Origin of the sequence: Methylobacterium sp. DB0501, from assembly GCF_011043735.1 — a bacterium.
Lineage (GTDB): Bacteria > Pseudomonadota > Alphaproteobacteria > Rhizobiales > Beijerinckiaceae > Methylobacterium > Methylobacterium alsaeris.
In genome coordinates, this window is record NZ_JAAKGV010000001.1 from 234,813 (window position 1) to 250,382 (window position 15,570).

Genomic DNA, 15,570 nt, shown 5'->3' on the forward strand with positions numbered 1-15,570 from the left:
CGTGGCGGCGGGGTCTCTACGCGAAGCGGAACATCACCGCCCCGTAAACGAGCGAGAGCGCGAGCGCCCATTCCAGGCTCGGGCCGACGAGGCCGAGCCAGGCGAGATTGATGAAGGCGGTCCCGACCAGCGTCAGGAACAGGCGGTCGCCCCGGGTGGTGGGGATGCGCAGGATCCCGACGCGCTCGGTCTCCGGGCGCCACACGGCGAGCGCCGTCATCAGGGCGAGCAGGCCGGCGATGACCGCGAAGAACGTCGCAGTCTGCCAGGTCCAGGCCATCCAGGCGAAATCGAGCATCGCTCAGAACTCCCCGATCACACCCGGCCGAGGGCGAAGCCCTTGGCGATGTAGTTGCGCACGAACCAGATCACGAGGGCACCCGGCACGATGGTCAGCACGCCGGCCGCCGCGAGCAGGCCCCAATCCATGCCGGCGGCCGAGACCGTGCGGGTCATGGTGGCGGCGATGGGCTTGGCATCGACCGAGGTGAGCGTGCGCGCCAGAAGCAGCTCGACCCAGGAGAACATGAAGCAGAAGAAGGCGGCAACCCCGATGCCCGACGCGATCAGCGGCATGAAGATCTTGATGAAGAAGCGCGGGAACGAATAGCCGTCGATCGCCGCGGTCTCGTCGATCTCCCGCGGCACGCCGGACATGAAGCCCTCGAGGATCCACACCGCCAGCGGCACGTTGAACAGGCAATGCGCGAGCGCCACGGCCCAGGGCGTGTCGAACAGGCCGACCGCCGAGTAGAGGTTGAAGAACGGCAGCGCGAACACCGCCGGCGGCGCCATCCGGTTCGACAAGAGCCAGAAGAACAGGTGCTTGTCGCCGATGAAGCTGTAGCGCGAGAAGGCGTAGGCCGCCGGCAAGGCGAGGCCGATCGACAAGACCGTGTTGATCGCCACGTAGGACAGCGAATTCAGGTAGCCGCCATACCAGCTCGGATCGGTGAAGATCCGGATGTAGTTGTCGAACGTGATGGCATGCGGCCAGAGCGTCATGCTGGTGTTGATTTCCTGGTTGGTCTTCAAGCTCATGTTCACGAGCCAGTAGATCGGGACCATCAGGAACAGCAGGTAGAGCGTCATCACGACGTGGCGCGGGCGCATCAGGCGGCCCTCCGGTCGAGCGGGATGGTGGTGGCGGGGGGCAGGCTGCCGACGGCACTCGCGTCGGCCGGGTCGCTGTCGGCCAGCACCGTCCGGTTGCCGGCATCCACGTTGGTCATCACGGTGTAGAACACCCAGCAGACGCTGAGGATGATCAGGTTGTAGACCAGCGACATCGCCGCCGCCCGGCCGAGGTCGAACTGCCCGAGCGCCAGCTTGACGAGGTCGATCGACAGGAAGGTCGTGGCGTTGCCGGGCCCGCCGCCGGTGAGCACGAAGGGTTCGGTGTAGATCATGAACGAGTCCATGAACCGCAGCAGGACGGCGATCAGCAGGACGCGGCGCATCTTCGGCAGCTGGATGGTGCGGAAGATCGCCCACTGGCTCGCCCCGTCGATGCGGGCGGCCTGGTAATAGGCGTCGGGGATCGACTTGAGGCCGGCATAGCACAGGAGCGCGACGAGGCTGGTCCAGTGCCAGACATCCATGGTCACGATCGTGACCCAGGCGGCGAGCGCGCTGCCAGCGTAATTGTAGTCGATGCCGATTCTATTGAGGAGCGAGCCGAGGAGCCCGATATCGGTGCGGGCGAAGACCTGCCAGATCGTGCCGACGACGTTCCACGGGATCAAGAGCGGCAGGGCCATCAGCACGAGGCAGAAGGCGACCGAGCGGCCCTCCCGCGGCATCGAGAGCGCCACCGCGATGCCGAGCGGCACCTCGATCGCCAGGATGATCGCGGAGAACAGCAGGTTGCGCCACAGAGAATCGAAGAAGCGCTCGCCGAACTGGGTCGACGGGTCGAGCAGTTCCTGGAACCAGCCGAGGCCGTTCCAGAAGAACTGGTTGTTGCCGAACGTGTCCTGGAACGAGTAGTTGACCACCGTCATCAGCGGCAGCACCGCCGAGAAGGCGACGACGGCGAAGACCGGCAGGACGAGGAGCCAAGCCTTCTGGTTAACGGTCTTGGTCATGCGGCGCCTCCGGGCAGGCCGGGCACCAGGGCGCCGTCGGCGTAGATGTGGATCTGGCGCGGATCGAGGGTCAGCGCCGCCTCGGCTCCATCGAGGCTCTGGCCCTCCGCCACCGTGGCGACCAGGGGCCGGCCGCCGAGTTCGACCCGGGCGAGGCGCTGGCGGCCGATATCGTCGATGCGCTTGACCTGCACCGGCAAGCCGAGGCCCTTGGGCGCGAGGTGCACGTATTCGGGCCGCACGCCCAGCTCGATGCGCTTGCCCACCGGCAGGTCCGGATAGTGCCGGGCGAGCGGGATGGCGTGGCCCTCGATCGTCGCGGTCGCGCCCTGCACTTGAGCGGGAAGCAGGTTCATGCCCGGCGAGCCGATGAAGTGGCCGACGAAGGTGTGGGCCGGGCGCTCGAAGAGTTCGTCCGGCGTGCCGGTCTGCACCACCGCGCCGTCATGCATCACCACCACCGTATCGGCGAAGGTCAGCGCCTCGGTCTGGTCGTGGGTGACGTAGATCATCGTCAGGTCGAGCTTGCGGTGCAGCTCCTTGAGGGTCGAGCGCAGCTGCCATTTCAGGTGCGGGTCGATGACGGTGAGCGGCTCGTCGAACAGGATCGCCGCCACGTCCGGGCGCACGAGGCCGCGGCCCAGCGAGATCTTCTGCTTCATGTCCGCCGTCAGGTTGTTGGCGCGGCGGTCGAGCACCCGGGTCAGGTCGAGGAGGCCGGCGATCTCCTCCACCCGCGACCGGATGGTGGCCGGCGCCACGCGGCGGTTCTTGAGCGGGAAGGCCAGGTTCTCCCGCACCGTCATGGTGTCGTAGACGACCGGGAACTGGAACACCTGGGCGATGTTGCGCCCCTCGGTCGGCACCGTGGTGACGTCGCGGTCGTCGAACAGGATGCGGCCGCGGGTCGGGACCACCAGGCCCGAGATGATGTTCAGCAGCGTGGACTTGCCGCAGCCGGAGGGGCCGAGCAGCGCATAGGCGCCGCCCTGGCGCCAGACGTGGTCGATCTCCTTGAGCGCGTAGTCCTGCGGGCCTTGCGGGTTCGGGCCGTAGGCGTGGGCGAGATGGTCGAGGGTGATGCGGGCCATGGATCCCCTCTCCTTCAGGCCGCCGCCGGCAGGTCGAGGGCGGCCGTGCGGCCGCTTTCGTCGAACACCAGGGCGTGGCGGGGGTCGAGGTAGGTCGTCACCGCCGTGCCGGGCTCCAGCCGGCGCACGCCGGCCACCAGAGCGATCAGGCGGCTCTCGCCGGCATCGACGTGGACGAAGCTCTCCGAGCCGGTGATCTCGGCGACCGAGACGGTGGCGGGCAGCGCGATCGCCTCGCCCGGCAGGGGATCGAGGGCGAGGTGGTGGGCGCGGAATCCGATCGTGTAGGCGCCGTCCGGCACGCCCGCGAGGGGGCCGGTCGCCCTAACCTGACCGCCGGTCGGGAGCGAGACCCGGCCGCCGGCCTTCATGACGCTCAACGTGTTGAGCGGCGGGTCGGAGAAGACCTTCGCGGTGACGAGGTCCTGGGGCCGGCGGTAGACGTCCGGTGTCGGTCCGACCTGAGTCACGCGGCCCTGGTGCAGGGTGGCGGTGCGCCCGCCGAGCATCAGGGCCTCGGCCGGCTCGGTGGTGGCGTAGACGAAGATCGCGCCCGTGGCCGCGAAGATGCGGGGCAGCTCCTCGCGCAGTTCCTCGCGCAGCTTGTAGTCGAGGTTCGCCAGCGGCTCGTCCATCAGCACGAGGTCGGCGCGCTTGCACAAGGCCCGGGCGATGGCGGTGCGCTGCTGCTGCCCGCCCGACAATTCGAGGGGCTTGCGCTTCAGGTAGGGCGTGAGCCGCAGCAGCCCCGCCGCCTCCTGCACCCGCGCCTCGATCTCAGCCTTCGCGATACCGGCGACCCGCATCGGCGAGGCGATGTTCTCGTAGACCGAGAGCGACGGGTAGTTGATGAATTGCTGGTAGACCATCGCGACGTTGCGGCGCTGCACCGGCAGCCCGGTCACGTCCTTGCCGTCGGCGACGATCCGGCCCTCGGTCGGCGCCTCCAGTCCTGCCATCAGGCGCATCAAGGTGGTCTTGCCGGCCAGAGTCTGGCCGAGCAGCACGTTGAGCGAGCCCTTGGGCAAAGCGAGGCTGACGTCGCGGATATGCGTCTCGGGTCCGACCCGCTTGGTGACGCTCTCCAGGATCAGGGTCATGGCGCCCTCCCGTCTCTTCCAGTCAGGCCGCGTTGGGGGCGGCGGCAGTGAGGCGCATGTAATCGTCGAGGGCGGCGGCCTCGGCGGGGGTGACCCTAAGGCCGAGCTTCGAGCGGCGCCAGAGCACGTCCTCGGCGCTGAACGCCCATTCGCGGCGCATCAGATGGCGCACCTCGCGCTCGGTGAGGTCGGCGCCGAAGAGCCGGCCGAGATCGGCGAGCGAGCGGGCGCCGCCCAGGATCTCCCGCGCGTCGGTGCCGTAGGCCCGCACCAGCCGGGCGACCAGCGCCTCGGGCACGCCCGGATGCTGGCGCACCAGCCCCGCCACGACCTCGTCGTAGCCCTCCTTCGGGAAGTTGCCGCCCGGCAGCACGGCGCCCGAGGTCCACGGGTCCTTCCGGGCCGCCGGCAGGTGGTCCTTCAGGCGCTCCAGCGCCGATTCCGCGAGGCGGCGATAGGTCGTGATCTTGCCGCCGAAGACCGAGAGCATCGCCGGCTGGCCGTCCGGCGCGTCGAGGGTCAGCACGTAGTCGCGGGTGGCTTCCTGCGCCTTCGAGGCGCCGTCGTCGTAGAGCGGGCGCACGCCCGAATAGGTCCAGACCACCTCGTCGCGGCTCACCGGCTCGCGAAAATACTCGCTGGCGGCAGCGCAGAGATAGGTGATCTCCTCCTCGCTCGCCTTCACGTCGGCGGGGTCGCCCTTGTAGTCGCGATCGGTGGTGCCGATCAGCGTGAAGTCGCGCTCGTAGGGGATCGCGAAGATGATGCGCTGGTCGGCGTTCTGGAAGATGTAGGCGCGGTCGTGCCGGAACAGGCGGCGCACCACGATGTGGCTGCCCTGGACGAGGCGCACGCCCTCGGTCGAGTTGGCCCGGGCGACGCCGGTGAGGACGTCGGCGACCCAGGGGCCGGCGGCGTTGACGAGGGTGCGGGCCCGCACGGTGTCGCGGGCGCCGGTCCGGCGGTCCTCCGCGGTGATCGTCCACAGCCCGTCGGCGCGGGCGACGGTGACGACGCGGGTGCGGGTGCGGATCACCGCGCCGCGCTCGGCGGCGTCGCGGGCGTTCAGCACCACGAGGCGCGAATCCTCGACCCAGCAATCCGAATATTCGAAGGCGCGGCGAAAGCCGGGTTTCAGCGGCTGGCCGGCGGGATCGCGCGTCAGGTCGAGGGTGCGGGTGGCGGGCAGGCGCTTGCGGCCGCCGAGGTTGTCGTAGAGCAGGAGACCTAAGCGCAGGAGCCAGCCGGGCCGCAGGCCGGAATGGTGCGGCAGCACGAAGCGCAGGGGCCAGACGATGTGGGGCGCCATGCCCCACAAAACCTCGCGCTCCATCAGGGCCTCGCGGACCAGGCGGAACTCGTAATGCTCCAGGTAGCGCAGGCCGCCATGGATCAGCTTGGTCGAGGTCGAGGAGGTGCCGCTCGCCAGGTCGTTCTGCTCGAACAGCACCACCGAGGCGCCGCGGCCCACCGCGTCGCGGGCGATGCCGCAGCCGTTGATGCCGCCGCCGATCACCGCGAGGTCGAACACCCCGCGCTCGTCGCCGGGCTGCTGCCTGGGGGCCAAGGCCACCTCCCTGTCGGAGCCCTTCGGCTCTTTCGTTTGCATCCTGGCGCGAATCTAGCCGCAGCCGGACGTTGACGCAAGCGAAACCGAAAGTAGGAAGGCGCGAATGAAAGCCGGACTCTTTCGGTTTGGCGACGTTTCGGTTTCGGCTATTCCGCAGCGTCGGAGGTCTCGTGCGCGGCCAGCCCGGCCTCGACCAGCTCGACGCGGTTCAGCGCGCACATCTCCCGTAAGGAGGCGGAGGGCATGGCGTCGGTGACGAAGTAGTCGAGCTCGCGCAGGTGGCCGACCCGGATCGGCGCCGAGCGGTCGAGCTTCAGCTTGTCGGCGACCAGGATCACCCGGCGGGCATTCTCGATGATGGCGCGGGCGACCCGCACCTCGCGGTAGTCGAAGTCGAGCAGCGTGCCGTCCTCGTCGATCGCCGAGGCGCCGATCACCGCGTAATCGACCTTGAACTGGTTGATGAAATCGACCGCCGCCGAGCCGATCACCGCCCCGTCGGCGCGCCGCACCGGCCCGCCGGCAACGATCAGGCTCATCTTCGGGTGGCGGTAGAGCAGGGTCGCGACGTTGAGGTTGTTGGTGATGACCAGAAGGTCCTCGTGGTCGCCGAGCGCCCGGGCGACCTCCTCGGTGGTGGTGCCGATGTTGATGAACAGGGACGCGCTGTTGGGGATCAGCCGCGCCGCCGCCTCGCCGATCGCCCGCTTCTCGCCGTGGGCGACGAGACGGCGCGCCTCGTAGGACACGTTCTCGACGCCCGACGCCACCACGGCGCCGCCATGGATGCGCGACAGGAGCCGGCTGTCGCACAATTCGTTCAGGTCCTTGCGGATCGTCTGCGGCGTCACCTCGAACCGCGCCGCCAAGTCCTCGACGCTGACCCGCCCGTGCAGGCGGGCGAGGGCGAGGATGTCCTGCTGGCGCTGGGAAACCTGGTCGATCACGGCGCGCTGCCTTGTTCTTGCCCGCGGGGGCGATTCTTGCCCGCGGGGGGGCGGGGGCGGGCATTGTCGGGGCAAGCGGAGGCGGGCGCAATCGGGGGTGGGGTACGGAGAGGCGCCTCGACCGGCTCGACGGGATTCATGCCCTCCGCGTCATTCCGGGCTCCGCTGCGCGGCCCCGGAACGATCCTGTGGGTGTCACCGACCGGGAGAGCAGAGGAAGTCCCCCTCACACGATTCCCCACGCCCGGTACCGCCGCCGCTCCGTCAATTCCCGCGGCCGGGCGGGCCCCAGCTCCGCCAGCATTCCCTCCACCGCCTGCGGGGTGACGGCGAGCGCCCGGGCGGCGCTCGCCACCGTGACGAGGGGCGTGGCGACGAACAGGTCGACGAGCTGCGGCAGCCGGGAGGTCCGGCGCTTGGCCACGCAGGCGCGCAGCATCACCTCGCGGGCCAGGGTCAGGCGGTCGAGGTCGCGCCCGGCGGCGCGGGCGGAGGTCTCGACCGCCCCGAGGAGGCCGGCCAGCCGGTCGGCGGGCGGCAAGGCCCGCGACCAGCGCGCCCGGCCCTCGCGCAGGCCCAGCGACAGGGCCGGCAGGTGGGCCCGGACCTTGCCGCGGGACCGCAGCAGGGCGGAGGCCGCGAGGGGCCCGCGATGGCCCAGGCGCGGGGCCGGATCGAGCACCAGCCAGGCATCGAGCGTCACCGCCGCGGCCAGCACCGCCGGCAGGTCGTGGGTGTCGTCGAGGACCCGCCGCCACGCCGTCATCGGACACGTCACGACCGGATTCTCGGGGAGCGGGCGCGAGGCCGGCCCGCCCGCCTCGACGCGGGCGAGAGTGCGGCTGGTGCGCAGGAGCAACCGGTCGATGGCGGCGAAGGCCGAGTCGGCGGCCTCGGCCCATTCGAACGCGTCCTCGTCCTCCGGCTCGGGCTCGGCCGCCTCGGGGTCGGGCCCGGCGAGCAGCGACCAGCCGGCGGGCGAGAAGGCCCAGCCCGGCGCGGCGGCCGCGAGGCGGCGGCGGTCGGCGAGCAGGGCGACAGCGCGGCCGAGCGCCAGGGTCGGGCGGCGCACATCCATCGCCGCCTCGTGCAGCACCAGATCCTCCAGGGCGACCAGCTCGCCGTCGAGATGCAGCGCGGCCTGGGCGTCGAACAGGTGCGCCCGCGCCCGCGCCCCGTCGGCCAGCACAGGCTCGGCCCGGGCAAGGCGTTCGTCGAGGCGGACCAGGGCATCGGAGGCCGATTCCAGCGGGCCGGCGAGGCGTCGCCACGCGGCGGGCAGGCGAAGCGAGTCGACATCATAAACCATTGCGGCGGCACGATACGGAAACGCAGTCCCAAGGGAAGTGCCCGTTCGCTTGGTCGACAGACGAGTGGCCCGCCGCCCACAGGCCGGGGGCACCGGCTTGACGTGGGCAATATTCCCACATAACCGGGGACCCGGCCGTTCGGCGTCCCGCCGGGACGGCTCCGCCGCAATTTCGCTGCCCGGCCGGCGCATGGACCCAACCCGCTCCAACGGCCCCAACCGCGACGAGGCCCCCGTGACCCACCCCGACGCCGCGCCGGATGCGTGCGTGCGCCAGCCCTCCGCCGGGAGAGCCTGCGAGACGATCCTGCCGACCTCCCCCTCGCCGGTCGCCATCGGCATCACGGTGTTCCGGCCGACGCCGGAGCAGGTCGCGGCCCTGCGCGCCCGGATCGAGGCGGAGCCGCGCCCGACGATCGTGTTCGACAATGGCGGCCTGCCGGCCTCGGCCGCGGCCGACCTTGCCCGGCGCGGCGCCCGGGTGCTGTCGGCGGGCGACAATATCGGGATCGGCGGCGCCCTCGACGCGATCGCCCGGGCGGCCACCGAGGCGGGCGCGGCCGGCCTTCTGCTCCTCGACCAGGACGCCGCCTTCACGCCCGCCCAGGTCTCGGAGCTGGAGGCGGCGCTGGCGCGCCTGAAGACCTTGAGCCAGCCTCCGGCCGTGGTCGGCCCCCGGCCGGAGGCGGCCCCCGGCCGCAAGGCGCCGGCCTATCCGCGCCGGCCGGAGATCCCGGATTTCGGCTCCCTCGTGCCGGTGGCGTTCCTGGCCACCTCCGGCTCGCTCATCGACCTTCAGGCCTATGCCCGGATCGGCCCGTTCCGGAGCGACTTCTTCATCGACGGCGTCGACCTCGAATGGTGCTTCCGGGCTTGGGGCCTGGGCTACGGCTGCTGGATGGAGACGCGGACCGCCCTCCCCCACCATGTCGGGGGCGGGGTGATCCGCTCGCGGTGGCTCGGCATCGAGATGCCGCGCCAGCCGCTCTTCCGGATGGCGGCCTACCTGCGCAACAGCGTCTATGCCTGGCGGCTGCCGCACGTGCCCCGGGCCTGGGCGTTGCGCCAAGCGGCGTACCTGCCGCTCCAGGCCCTGCTCTACTGGGCCGATTCCGGCTATCGCCCCCGCGTGCTGGCGCAGCTTGCCGGCGCCGTGCTCGACGGCCTGCGCGGCCGGCTCGGACGCCCCAAAGGACTGCCGAGAGATCTGGTATGACGGGGATTGCCGCGATGCCCGCCCCCTCCCCCGCCCTCGACGTGGTGATCGTCAACTGGAACGGCGGCGCCCTGCTGCGGGCCTGCCTCGCCAGCCTGGCGGCGGCGGAGGAACGCCTCGGCGACGCCTTGAGCCTGCACGTCGTCGTGGTCGACAACGCCTCGACCGACCGCTCCCTGGACGACCTGCCGCACCTGCGCCATGGACCGGGGATGGGACCGGCGGTGATCGCCAACCCGGACAATCAGGGCTTCGGCCGGGCCTGCAATGCCGGCGCGGCACGGGGAGAGGCCCCGGCCATCCTGTTCCTCAATCCCGATGCCCGGGTGACGGCCGAGAGCCTCGCCGGCGCCCACGCGGCCCTGATGGCGGATCCGGGCACCGGCATCGTCGGGGCGCAGCTCCTCGACGAGGCGGGACGCGTGCAGCGCTCCTGCGCCCGACGGCCGACCGCCGCCTCGCTCGTCGGGCAGGCGCTCCTCCTCGACCGGGCGCGGCTGGTGCCCTCGCACTTCATGACCGAGTGGGACCACGCCGAGGACCGGGCGGTCGACCAGGTGATGGGCGCCTTCCTGATGATCCGCCGGTCGCTGTTCACGGAGCTGGGCGGCTTCGACGAGCGCTTCTTCGTCTATTACGAGGATGTCGACCTCTGCGCCCGGGCGCAGGATGCGGGCTTCGCGGTGCGCCACCTCGCCGGTGTCAGCGTGCGGCACGAGGGCCAGGGCACGACGCGGGCGGCCAAGGCGCATCGCCTCGCCTGCTTCCTCGAGAGCCAGATCCGCTACGCCGCCAAGCATCACGGCCGGGCGACGGCGCTTGCCCTGGTGGCGACGGCTTTCGGCGCCCAGGTGCCGTTGCGCCTCGTCCAGGCCCTGGCGCGGCGCTCGGGCCGCGAGGCCGGCGAGACGTTGCGCGGCGCGGGCCTGCTCGCCCGGGCGCTGCCCGGCCTGCTGCGGGCGATCCGCGCGCACCCCGCCCGGTGAAGGCCCTTCCCTACGGTTTTGCGGCAACAGCCGGCGCTCAATCGTGCGCGAGGCCAGTTGCCGCCCTGGTAACCCAGCGCGAGGCTGCCTAGAGCGGACACAGTGAAGACTGGTTCGTCGCAGACAAGGCCTCACGATCGATACCCTGGATCGGCATCCGGCCGCCGCGCGACCGGGTTCCGTTCCGGACCAAGACGAAACGTCGGACTCACCATGCTGCACGGGAAGAAGATCGCCGTCGTCCTGCCGGCCTACAATGCCGCGGCAACCCTGCGGCGCACCTATGCCGAGATCCCCCTCGACATCGTCGACGACGTGATCCTGGTCGACGATGCCAGCCGCGACGAGACCGTGGCGGTGGCCGACGAGCTCGGCCTGACGACGATCCGGCACGCCCGCAATTGCGGCTACGGCGGCAACCAGAAGACCTGCTACCGCACGGCGCTCGCCCGCGGCGCCGACATCGTGGTGATGCTCCACCCCGATTACCAGTACGCGCCGCGCCTCGTCACCGCGATGGCCTCGATGATCGTCTCGGGCGAGTACGACGCGGTGCTGGCCTCGCGCATCCTCGGCAAGGGGGCGCTCGTCGGCGGCATGCCGCTCTACAAGTACGTCGCCAATCGCGGCCTCACCTTCGTGCAGAACATCCTGATGGGACAGAAGCTGTCCGAGTACCACAGCGGCTACCGCGCCTGGAGCCGCACGGTGCTGGAGAATCTTCCCCTCGACCGCTGCTCGGACGATTTCGTGTTCGACAACCAGATGCTGGCCCAGGCGATGGACGCCGATTACCGCATCGGCGAGATCTCCTGCCCGACCCGCTACTTCCCCGAGGCCTCCTCGATCAATTTCCGCCGCAGCGTCGTCTACGGCCTCGGCGTCCTCAGGACCTCGCTCGCCTACCGGCTGCACCGCTGGGGCCTGCGGAGCGACCCGCTCTTCCCCGCCCCGGCCGCGGGCGCCGTGCGGGTGCAGCCGTGAGGCGCCTCGCGCTCGCCGCCGGCCTCGCGCTCCTCGCGGCCCTGCCCTTCGGGCTCGGCCTCGTCGCGCCCGGCACGCCGGGGGACCTGATCGCCTGGCTCTCCGCCCTGTGCGCGCGCCAGGGCGCCGCCGGGCCGGCCCTGCTGGTCGCGGCCCAGACCCTGATCGCGGCGAGCGGCGTGCTGCCGGCCTCGCTGCTCGGCATCGCCGCCGGCACCCTGCTCGGGGCCGGCCCGGGCTTCGCCGCGGCGGCTGCCGGCACGATGGCGGGTGCGCTCCTGAGCTTCGGGATCGGCCGCGCCCTGCTGCGCGGGCGCCGGCCCGGCTTCCTCGCCGGCGGGCGCTGGACCGCGGCCCTCGACCGCTCGGTGGCGGCGGAGGGCTGGCGCCTCGTCTGCCTGATGCGGCTCTCGCCGGTGATGCCGTTCGCCCCGACGAGCTACGCGCTCAGCCTCAGCAGCGTGCGCCTTGCCGATTACCTGATCGGCACGCTGGCGGCCCTGCCGGCCCTTCTCGCCTACGTGATGCTGGGCGCGCTCGGGCGCACGGCCCTCGCCGACGAGGCGGAGTGGCTCCGCGGTGCCGTCCTGGTCCTCGGGCTGGGGGCCACACTGCTGCTGCTGCGCAAGCTGAAGCGCCTCGCCGGGACGCTCGCTCCCGAATCCCGGGCAACCGGATCCCTGTCGTCCGAATCCCTGGCTCCCGGGGCTCTGCCCGAGGGCGAGCGGCCGTGACCGGCCGCCTCGACGGAGCCCGGCCCTGGCTCGCCGCCTTCGCGGCGCTCGGCCTGCCGCTCTGCCTGATCCTCGCCTTCCTGGTGCCGCTCGGCGAGGTGGCGGACGAATCCGCCCATCTCCTGCGGGCGGTGGCCCTCCTCGACGGCCAGCTCGTGGGCCACCGCGAGACCGTGACCTATTCCGACGGCGTCGCCCGGCCGGCGGCCGGCGTCACCGTCGATCCGGCCTGGGAGATCGCGAGCCGGGGCCGTCCGCCGGCACCCGACAAGGTCCCGGTGCCGGACCCGATGCCGGCCCCCGGCCGCCCCGCCTTCCTGCCGCTCTACACCATCGGCACCTACTTCCCGGGCTTCTACGTCCCGGCGGCTCTGGGCCTCGGCGCCGGGGAAGCCCTGGGGCTGGGCCATGCCGGGGCCGCCCTCCTCGGGCGGCTCGCCAACGCGGCGGCCTATGGTGCGCTCGCGCTCGCGGCGCTCGCCCTCGCGCGGCGGGGCCGGGCGCTGCTGTTCGGGGTGCTGGTGCTGCCGATGGGCCTCTCGCTCGCGGCGTCCTTCAACCAGGACGCCCTGATGATCGCCGCCTGCGCGCTCGCCGCCGCGCTCCTGACCGGAGAGGAGGCGTGGCGCCGGCGCCTCGCCGCCCTGCTCATCGGTCTGGTGGTTCTGGCCAAACCGCCCTACGCGGCGATCGCCGCGATGCTGCTGGTGCCGCTGCCGCCGCGCTTCTGGGCGAGCCCGGTCTTCCGGCGCCGGGTCCTGGTCGCGGGGCTGGCGGTGCTGCCGGGCACGCTCTGGATCCTCTCGACCACCGCCTGGATCGCCACGCCGGTGCCGCGCCTCGCCTACGAGGCCGGCCCGCTCTGGACCGGTCCGCGCCCCGCGCCGTTCCTCGGCACCGACACGCGGGCGCAGGCGCAGATGCTCCTCTCCCATCCGGGCCTGCTCCTCACCCTGCCGGCGCAGTGCCTCTTCGGCGCCAAGCGCGCCCTGATGCTCGCCGCCGGCGCGATCGGCATCTTCGGCTGGATGGATCGGATGTTGCCGGCGGCGGTCTACGCCGCCTGGGGCGCGGGCCTCGCCGCGCTCGCGGTCCTGTGCGGGCGCTCCCTGCGGGTCCGCTGGGTCGATCTCACCCTGCTCGGGTTCGCGGGCCTGCTCACCGCCTGGCTGGTCGCCCTGTCGCAATACCTGTCCTGGACCGATGTCGGTGGCGTGCGGATCTACGGCCCGCAGGGGCGCTACTTCCTGCCGCTGATCCCGATGCTCGTCCTCGCCCTCGCGCCACGCCCCGCGCCGGCAACCGGGTTGCGCTGGGCCCTCGTCGTCGGTACCGCGGTGGCGGCCCTCGATCTGGTGGTGGTGCCGCTCGCGACCGCGCGGATGTTTTGACGCGGGACGGGCCGCCATCGCCGGGATGCGGGCCGGACAGTGTCTCACGCGCCGGATCCGTGCCTCCCCGGCGGATGCCGGGCCGTCCGGGAACAAGGCGAGGCGCGGGAATTCCCCTCTCCCGTGTGGGCGAGGGGCCGGGGGTGAGGGGGCCACGCTTCGGTATAAAGCACTGAGCGTTGTGCTCGCAGCGGCGCGGTCTGAGCCCGACTCGGAACCGTAGCGCCCCCACCCCTCCCCCTCTCCCACACCGGAGAGGGGATTCTGCGCCGATCCTTGCCCCGGACATCCCCGCCCGCGGGGAAAGGTGGAACCCGCGCCATCCCCGTCCCCGCACAGGATCGCATGCCCCCCTCCCCTCCCCCCGTGAGCACGCCATGCGCGCCCTGATCGACCTCCTCCGCGCCATGACCCCGCGCGAGCGCCGCCGCGCCGGGCTGATCGGGGCCGGGCTCGCGCTGGCGGCCCTGCTCGAAGTGGTCGGCGTCGCCTCGGTGGTGCCGTTCCTGACGCTGGTCGGCGATCCCGGGGCGGCGTCCCGCATTCCGGCGCTGGGCGCCATCCGCGACGGGCTCGGACTTGCCCACGATCGCAGCTTCCTGATCGTGGTCGGACTGGCGGCGCTGCTGGCGATCCTCACCACCTCCTGCGTCAATGCCGGGCTCACCTATGCCCAGCTGCGCTTCAGCCACGCCGTCGGCTACGGCTTCGCCCGCCGGCTGCTGTTCCGCACGATCGACCGCGAGCGGTTGTTCTTCACCACCGCCAACAGCGCCGAGCTCGCCAAGACCATCCTGAGCGAGACCGACCGCCTCGTCGTCGGCGTGCTGACGCCGGCCACCGTCATCGCCTCGCGGGCGACCTCGGCGCTCGCCGTCATCGCGTTCCTGCTCGTCGTCTCGCCGCGCCTGGCGCTGATCCTCGGTGCCGGCTTCGGCGGGCTCTATGTCGGGATCTTCCTGGTGGTGCGGGCGCGGCTCGCCCGCATCGGCGCGCGCGCCGTGGCCGGCAACGAGGCCCGCTTCCGGGTCGTGCACGAGACGATCGGCGGCCTGACCGAGCTGAAGCTCTACGGCAGGGCCGAGGCCTTCGCGAGCCGGTTCGAGGCGCCGGCCCGTGCCTACGCGCAGGCCAGCGCCGAGAGCCTGCTCACCGGGCAGCTGCCGCGCTTCATCATCGAGGCCCTGGCCTTCGGCGGCGTCATCGTGGTGGTGCTGTTCGCGCTCTCGCAGGGGCTCGACACCGCCGGCATCCTGCCGCTGCTGGGCCTGTTCGCCTTCGCGGGCTACCGGATGCTGCCGGCGTTCCAGAACGTGTTCAACGCGCTGGCGCTCCTGCGCTTCTACCTGCCGGCGGTGCGGCTCGTGGTCGACGGCCTCGCGGGCGAGCGCGCCACCACTCCCCGCGGTGCCGAGCGGCTGCCGTTCCGGGACGCGATCCGCCTGGAGGGAATCGGGTTCGCCTACGAGCCCGGCCGCGCGGCGCTGGACGGCATCACCCTCACGATTCCCGCCCATACGACGGTCGGCCTCGTGGGTCGCACAGGTTCGGGCAAGTCGACCCTGATCGGGCTGATCCTCGGCTTCCTGCAGCCCACGGCCGGCCGCATCGCGGTCGACGGCACGACTCTCGACGCCGCCACCCTGCCGGCCTGGCAGAATCGCATCGGCTACGTGCCGCAGGACATTTTTCTCATCGACGGCACCATCGCCGAGAACATCGCCTTCGGCCTCGATGCGATCGACGACGCGGCGGTCGAGCGGGCGGCGCGGCTCGCCGGCGCACACGACTTCGTCGCCGCCCTGCCGGACGCCTACGCCACCCGCGTCGGCGAGCGCGGCGCCCGGCTCTCCGGCGGCCAGCGCCAGCGCATCGGCATCGCCCGGGCGCTCTACCACGACCCCGACGTGATCGTGTTCGACGAGGCGACCTCCGCCCTCGACGACGAGACCGAGGGCGTGGTGATGCGGGCGGTGCAGGGGCTGTCCGGCACCCGCACGCTCATCATGATCGCCCACCGCCTCAGCAGCCTCGCGGGCGCCGACGCCGTGCACGTGCTCGAGGGCGGCCGGGTCGTCGCCTCGGGCCCGCCCGAGCAGGTGCTGCCGCAGGTGGCGGCGCGCGCGGGGGACCCGGGTCGGCCGGCGTGAGCAGG

General features: G+C 72.0%; 14 protein-coding genes. 6 read left to right on the forward strand and 8 right to left on the reverse strand.

Features of this window, described 5'->3' with window-relative positions:
• Window positions 1-16 precede the first annotated feature (16 nt).
• The 8 genes from G4G93_RS01100 to G4G93_RS01135 form a co-directional block, all read right to left on the reverse strand.
• The gene (locus G4G93_RS01100; protein WP_165080439.1) at window positions 17-298 is read right to left on the reverse strand and encodes a DUF2160 domain-containing protein; all 282 of its coding nucleotides are present in this window, start codon (window positions 296-298) and stop codon (window positions 17-19) included.
• A gap of 17 nt (window positions 299-315) precedes the next feature.
• A complete protein-coding gene (locus G4G93_RS01105; RefSeq protein WP_109957804.1) occupies window positions 316-1,113 on the reverse strand; it encodes a carbohydrate ABC transporter permease in 798 nt (265 codons plus the stop codon).
• Window positions 1,113-2,087 (reverse strand): carbohydrate ABC transporter permease, encoded by a 975-nt coding sequence (locus G4G93_RS01110; RefSeq protein WP_165080441.1) that lies wholly within the window; start codon window positions 2,085-2,087, stop codon window positions 1,113-1,115. Before G4G93_RS01110 ends, G4G93_RS01105 begins: the two co-directional genes overlap by 1 nt.
• Entirely contained in the window at window positions 2,084-3,178 is a 1,095-nt protein-coding gene (locus G4G93_RS01115; RefSeq protein ID WP_165080443.1) for an ABC transporter ATP-binding protein, read from the reverse strand. Before G4G93_RS01115 ends, G4G93_RS01110 begins: the two co-directional genes overlap by 4 nt.
• Window positions 3,179-3,192: 14 nt before the next feature.
• A complete protein-coding gene (locus G4G93_RS01120; protein WP_165080445.1) occupies window positions 3,193-4,278 on the reverse strand; it encodes an ABC transporter ATP-binding protein in 1,086 nt (361 codons plus the stop codon).
• A gap of 22 nt (window positions 4,279-4,300) precedes the next feature.
• Window positions 4,301-5,845: a glycerol-3-phosphate dehydrogenase gene (glpD, locus tag G4G93_RS01125; protein ID WP_395410141.1), complete on the reverse strand. Its 1,545-nt coding sequence runs from the start codon at window positions 5,843-5,845 to the stop codon at window positions 4,301-4,303.
• A 149-nt stretch (window positions 5,846-5,994) separates the two neighbouring features.
• Window positions 5,995-6,792, reverse strand: a complete 798-nt coding sequence (locus G4G93_RS01130) for a DeoR/GlpR family DNA-binding transcription regulator (RefSeq protein WP_165081300.1) — start codon at window positions 6,790-6,792, stop codon at window positions 5,995-5,997.
• Window positions 6,793-7,021: 229 nt separating this feature from the next.
• Window positions 7,022-8,104, reverse strand: coding sequence for an RHE_PE00001 family protein (locus G4G93_RS01135; RefSeq protein ID WP_165080449.1), 1,083 nt, complete (start codon window positions 8,102-8,104; stop codon window positions 7,022-7,024).
• 235 nt (window positions 8,105-8,339) lie between these two features.
• On the opposite strand from G4G93_RS01135, the gene G4G93_RS01140 reads away from it, so the two are divergent.
• From G4G93_RS01140 to G4G93_RS01165, 6 genes are all read left to right on the forward strand, one after another.
• Window positions 8,340-9,320: a glycosyltransferase family 2 protein gene (locus tag G4G93_RS01140; RefSeq protein WP_312891607.1), complete on the forward strand. Its 981-nt coding sequence runs from the start codon at window positions 8,340-8,342 to the stop codon at window positions 9,318-9,320.
• Window positions 9,317-10,306, forward strand: a complete 990-nt coding sequence (locus tag G4G93_RS01145; protein WP_165080451.1) for a glycosyltransferase family 2 protein — start codon at window positions 9,317-9,319, stop codon at window positions 10,304-10,306. Before G4G93_RS01140 ends, G4G93_RS01145 begins: the two co-directional genes overlap by 4 nt.
• Window positions 10,307-10,519: 213 nt before the next feature.
• On the forward strand, window positions 10,520-11,290 hold the full coding sequence (locus G4G93_RS01150) for a glycosyltransferase family 2 protein (RefSeq protein WP_165080453.1): 771 nt from the start codon (window positions 10,520-10,522) through the stop codon (window positions 11,288-11,290).
• Complete coding sequence (locus tag G4G93_RS01155) at window positions 11,287-12,024, forward strand: VTT domain-containing protein (RefSeq protein WP_165080455.1); 738 nt, start codon at window positions 11,287-11,289, stop codon at window positions 12,022-12,024. Before G4G93_RS01150 ends, G4G93_RS01155 begins: the two co-directional genes overlap by 4 nt.
• On the forward strand, window positions 12,021-13,415 hold the full coding sequence (locus tag G4G93_RS01160) for a DUF2142 domain-containing protein (protein WP_165080457.1): 1,395 nt from the start codon (window positions 12,021-12,023) through the stop codon (window positions 13,413-13,415). Before G4G93_RS01155 ends, G4G93_RS01160 begins: the two co-directional genes overlap by 4 nt.
• Before the next feature lie 377 nt (window positions 13,416-13,792).
• The gene (locus G4G93_RS01165; protein WP_165080459.1) at window positions 13,793-15,565 is read left to right on the forward strand and encodes an ABC transporter ATP-binding protein; all 1,773 of its coding nucleotides are present in this window, start codon (window positions 13,793-13,795) and stop codon (window positions 15,563-15,565) included.
• Window positions 15,566-15,570 lie beyond the last annotated feature (5 nt).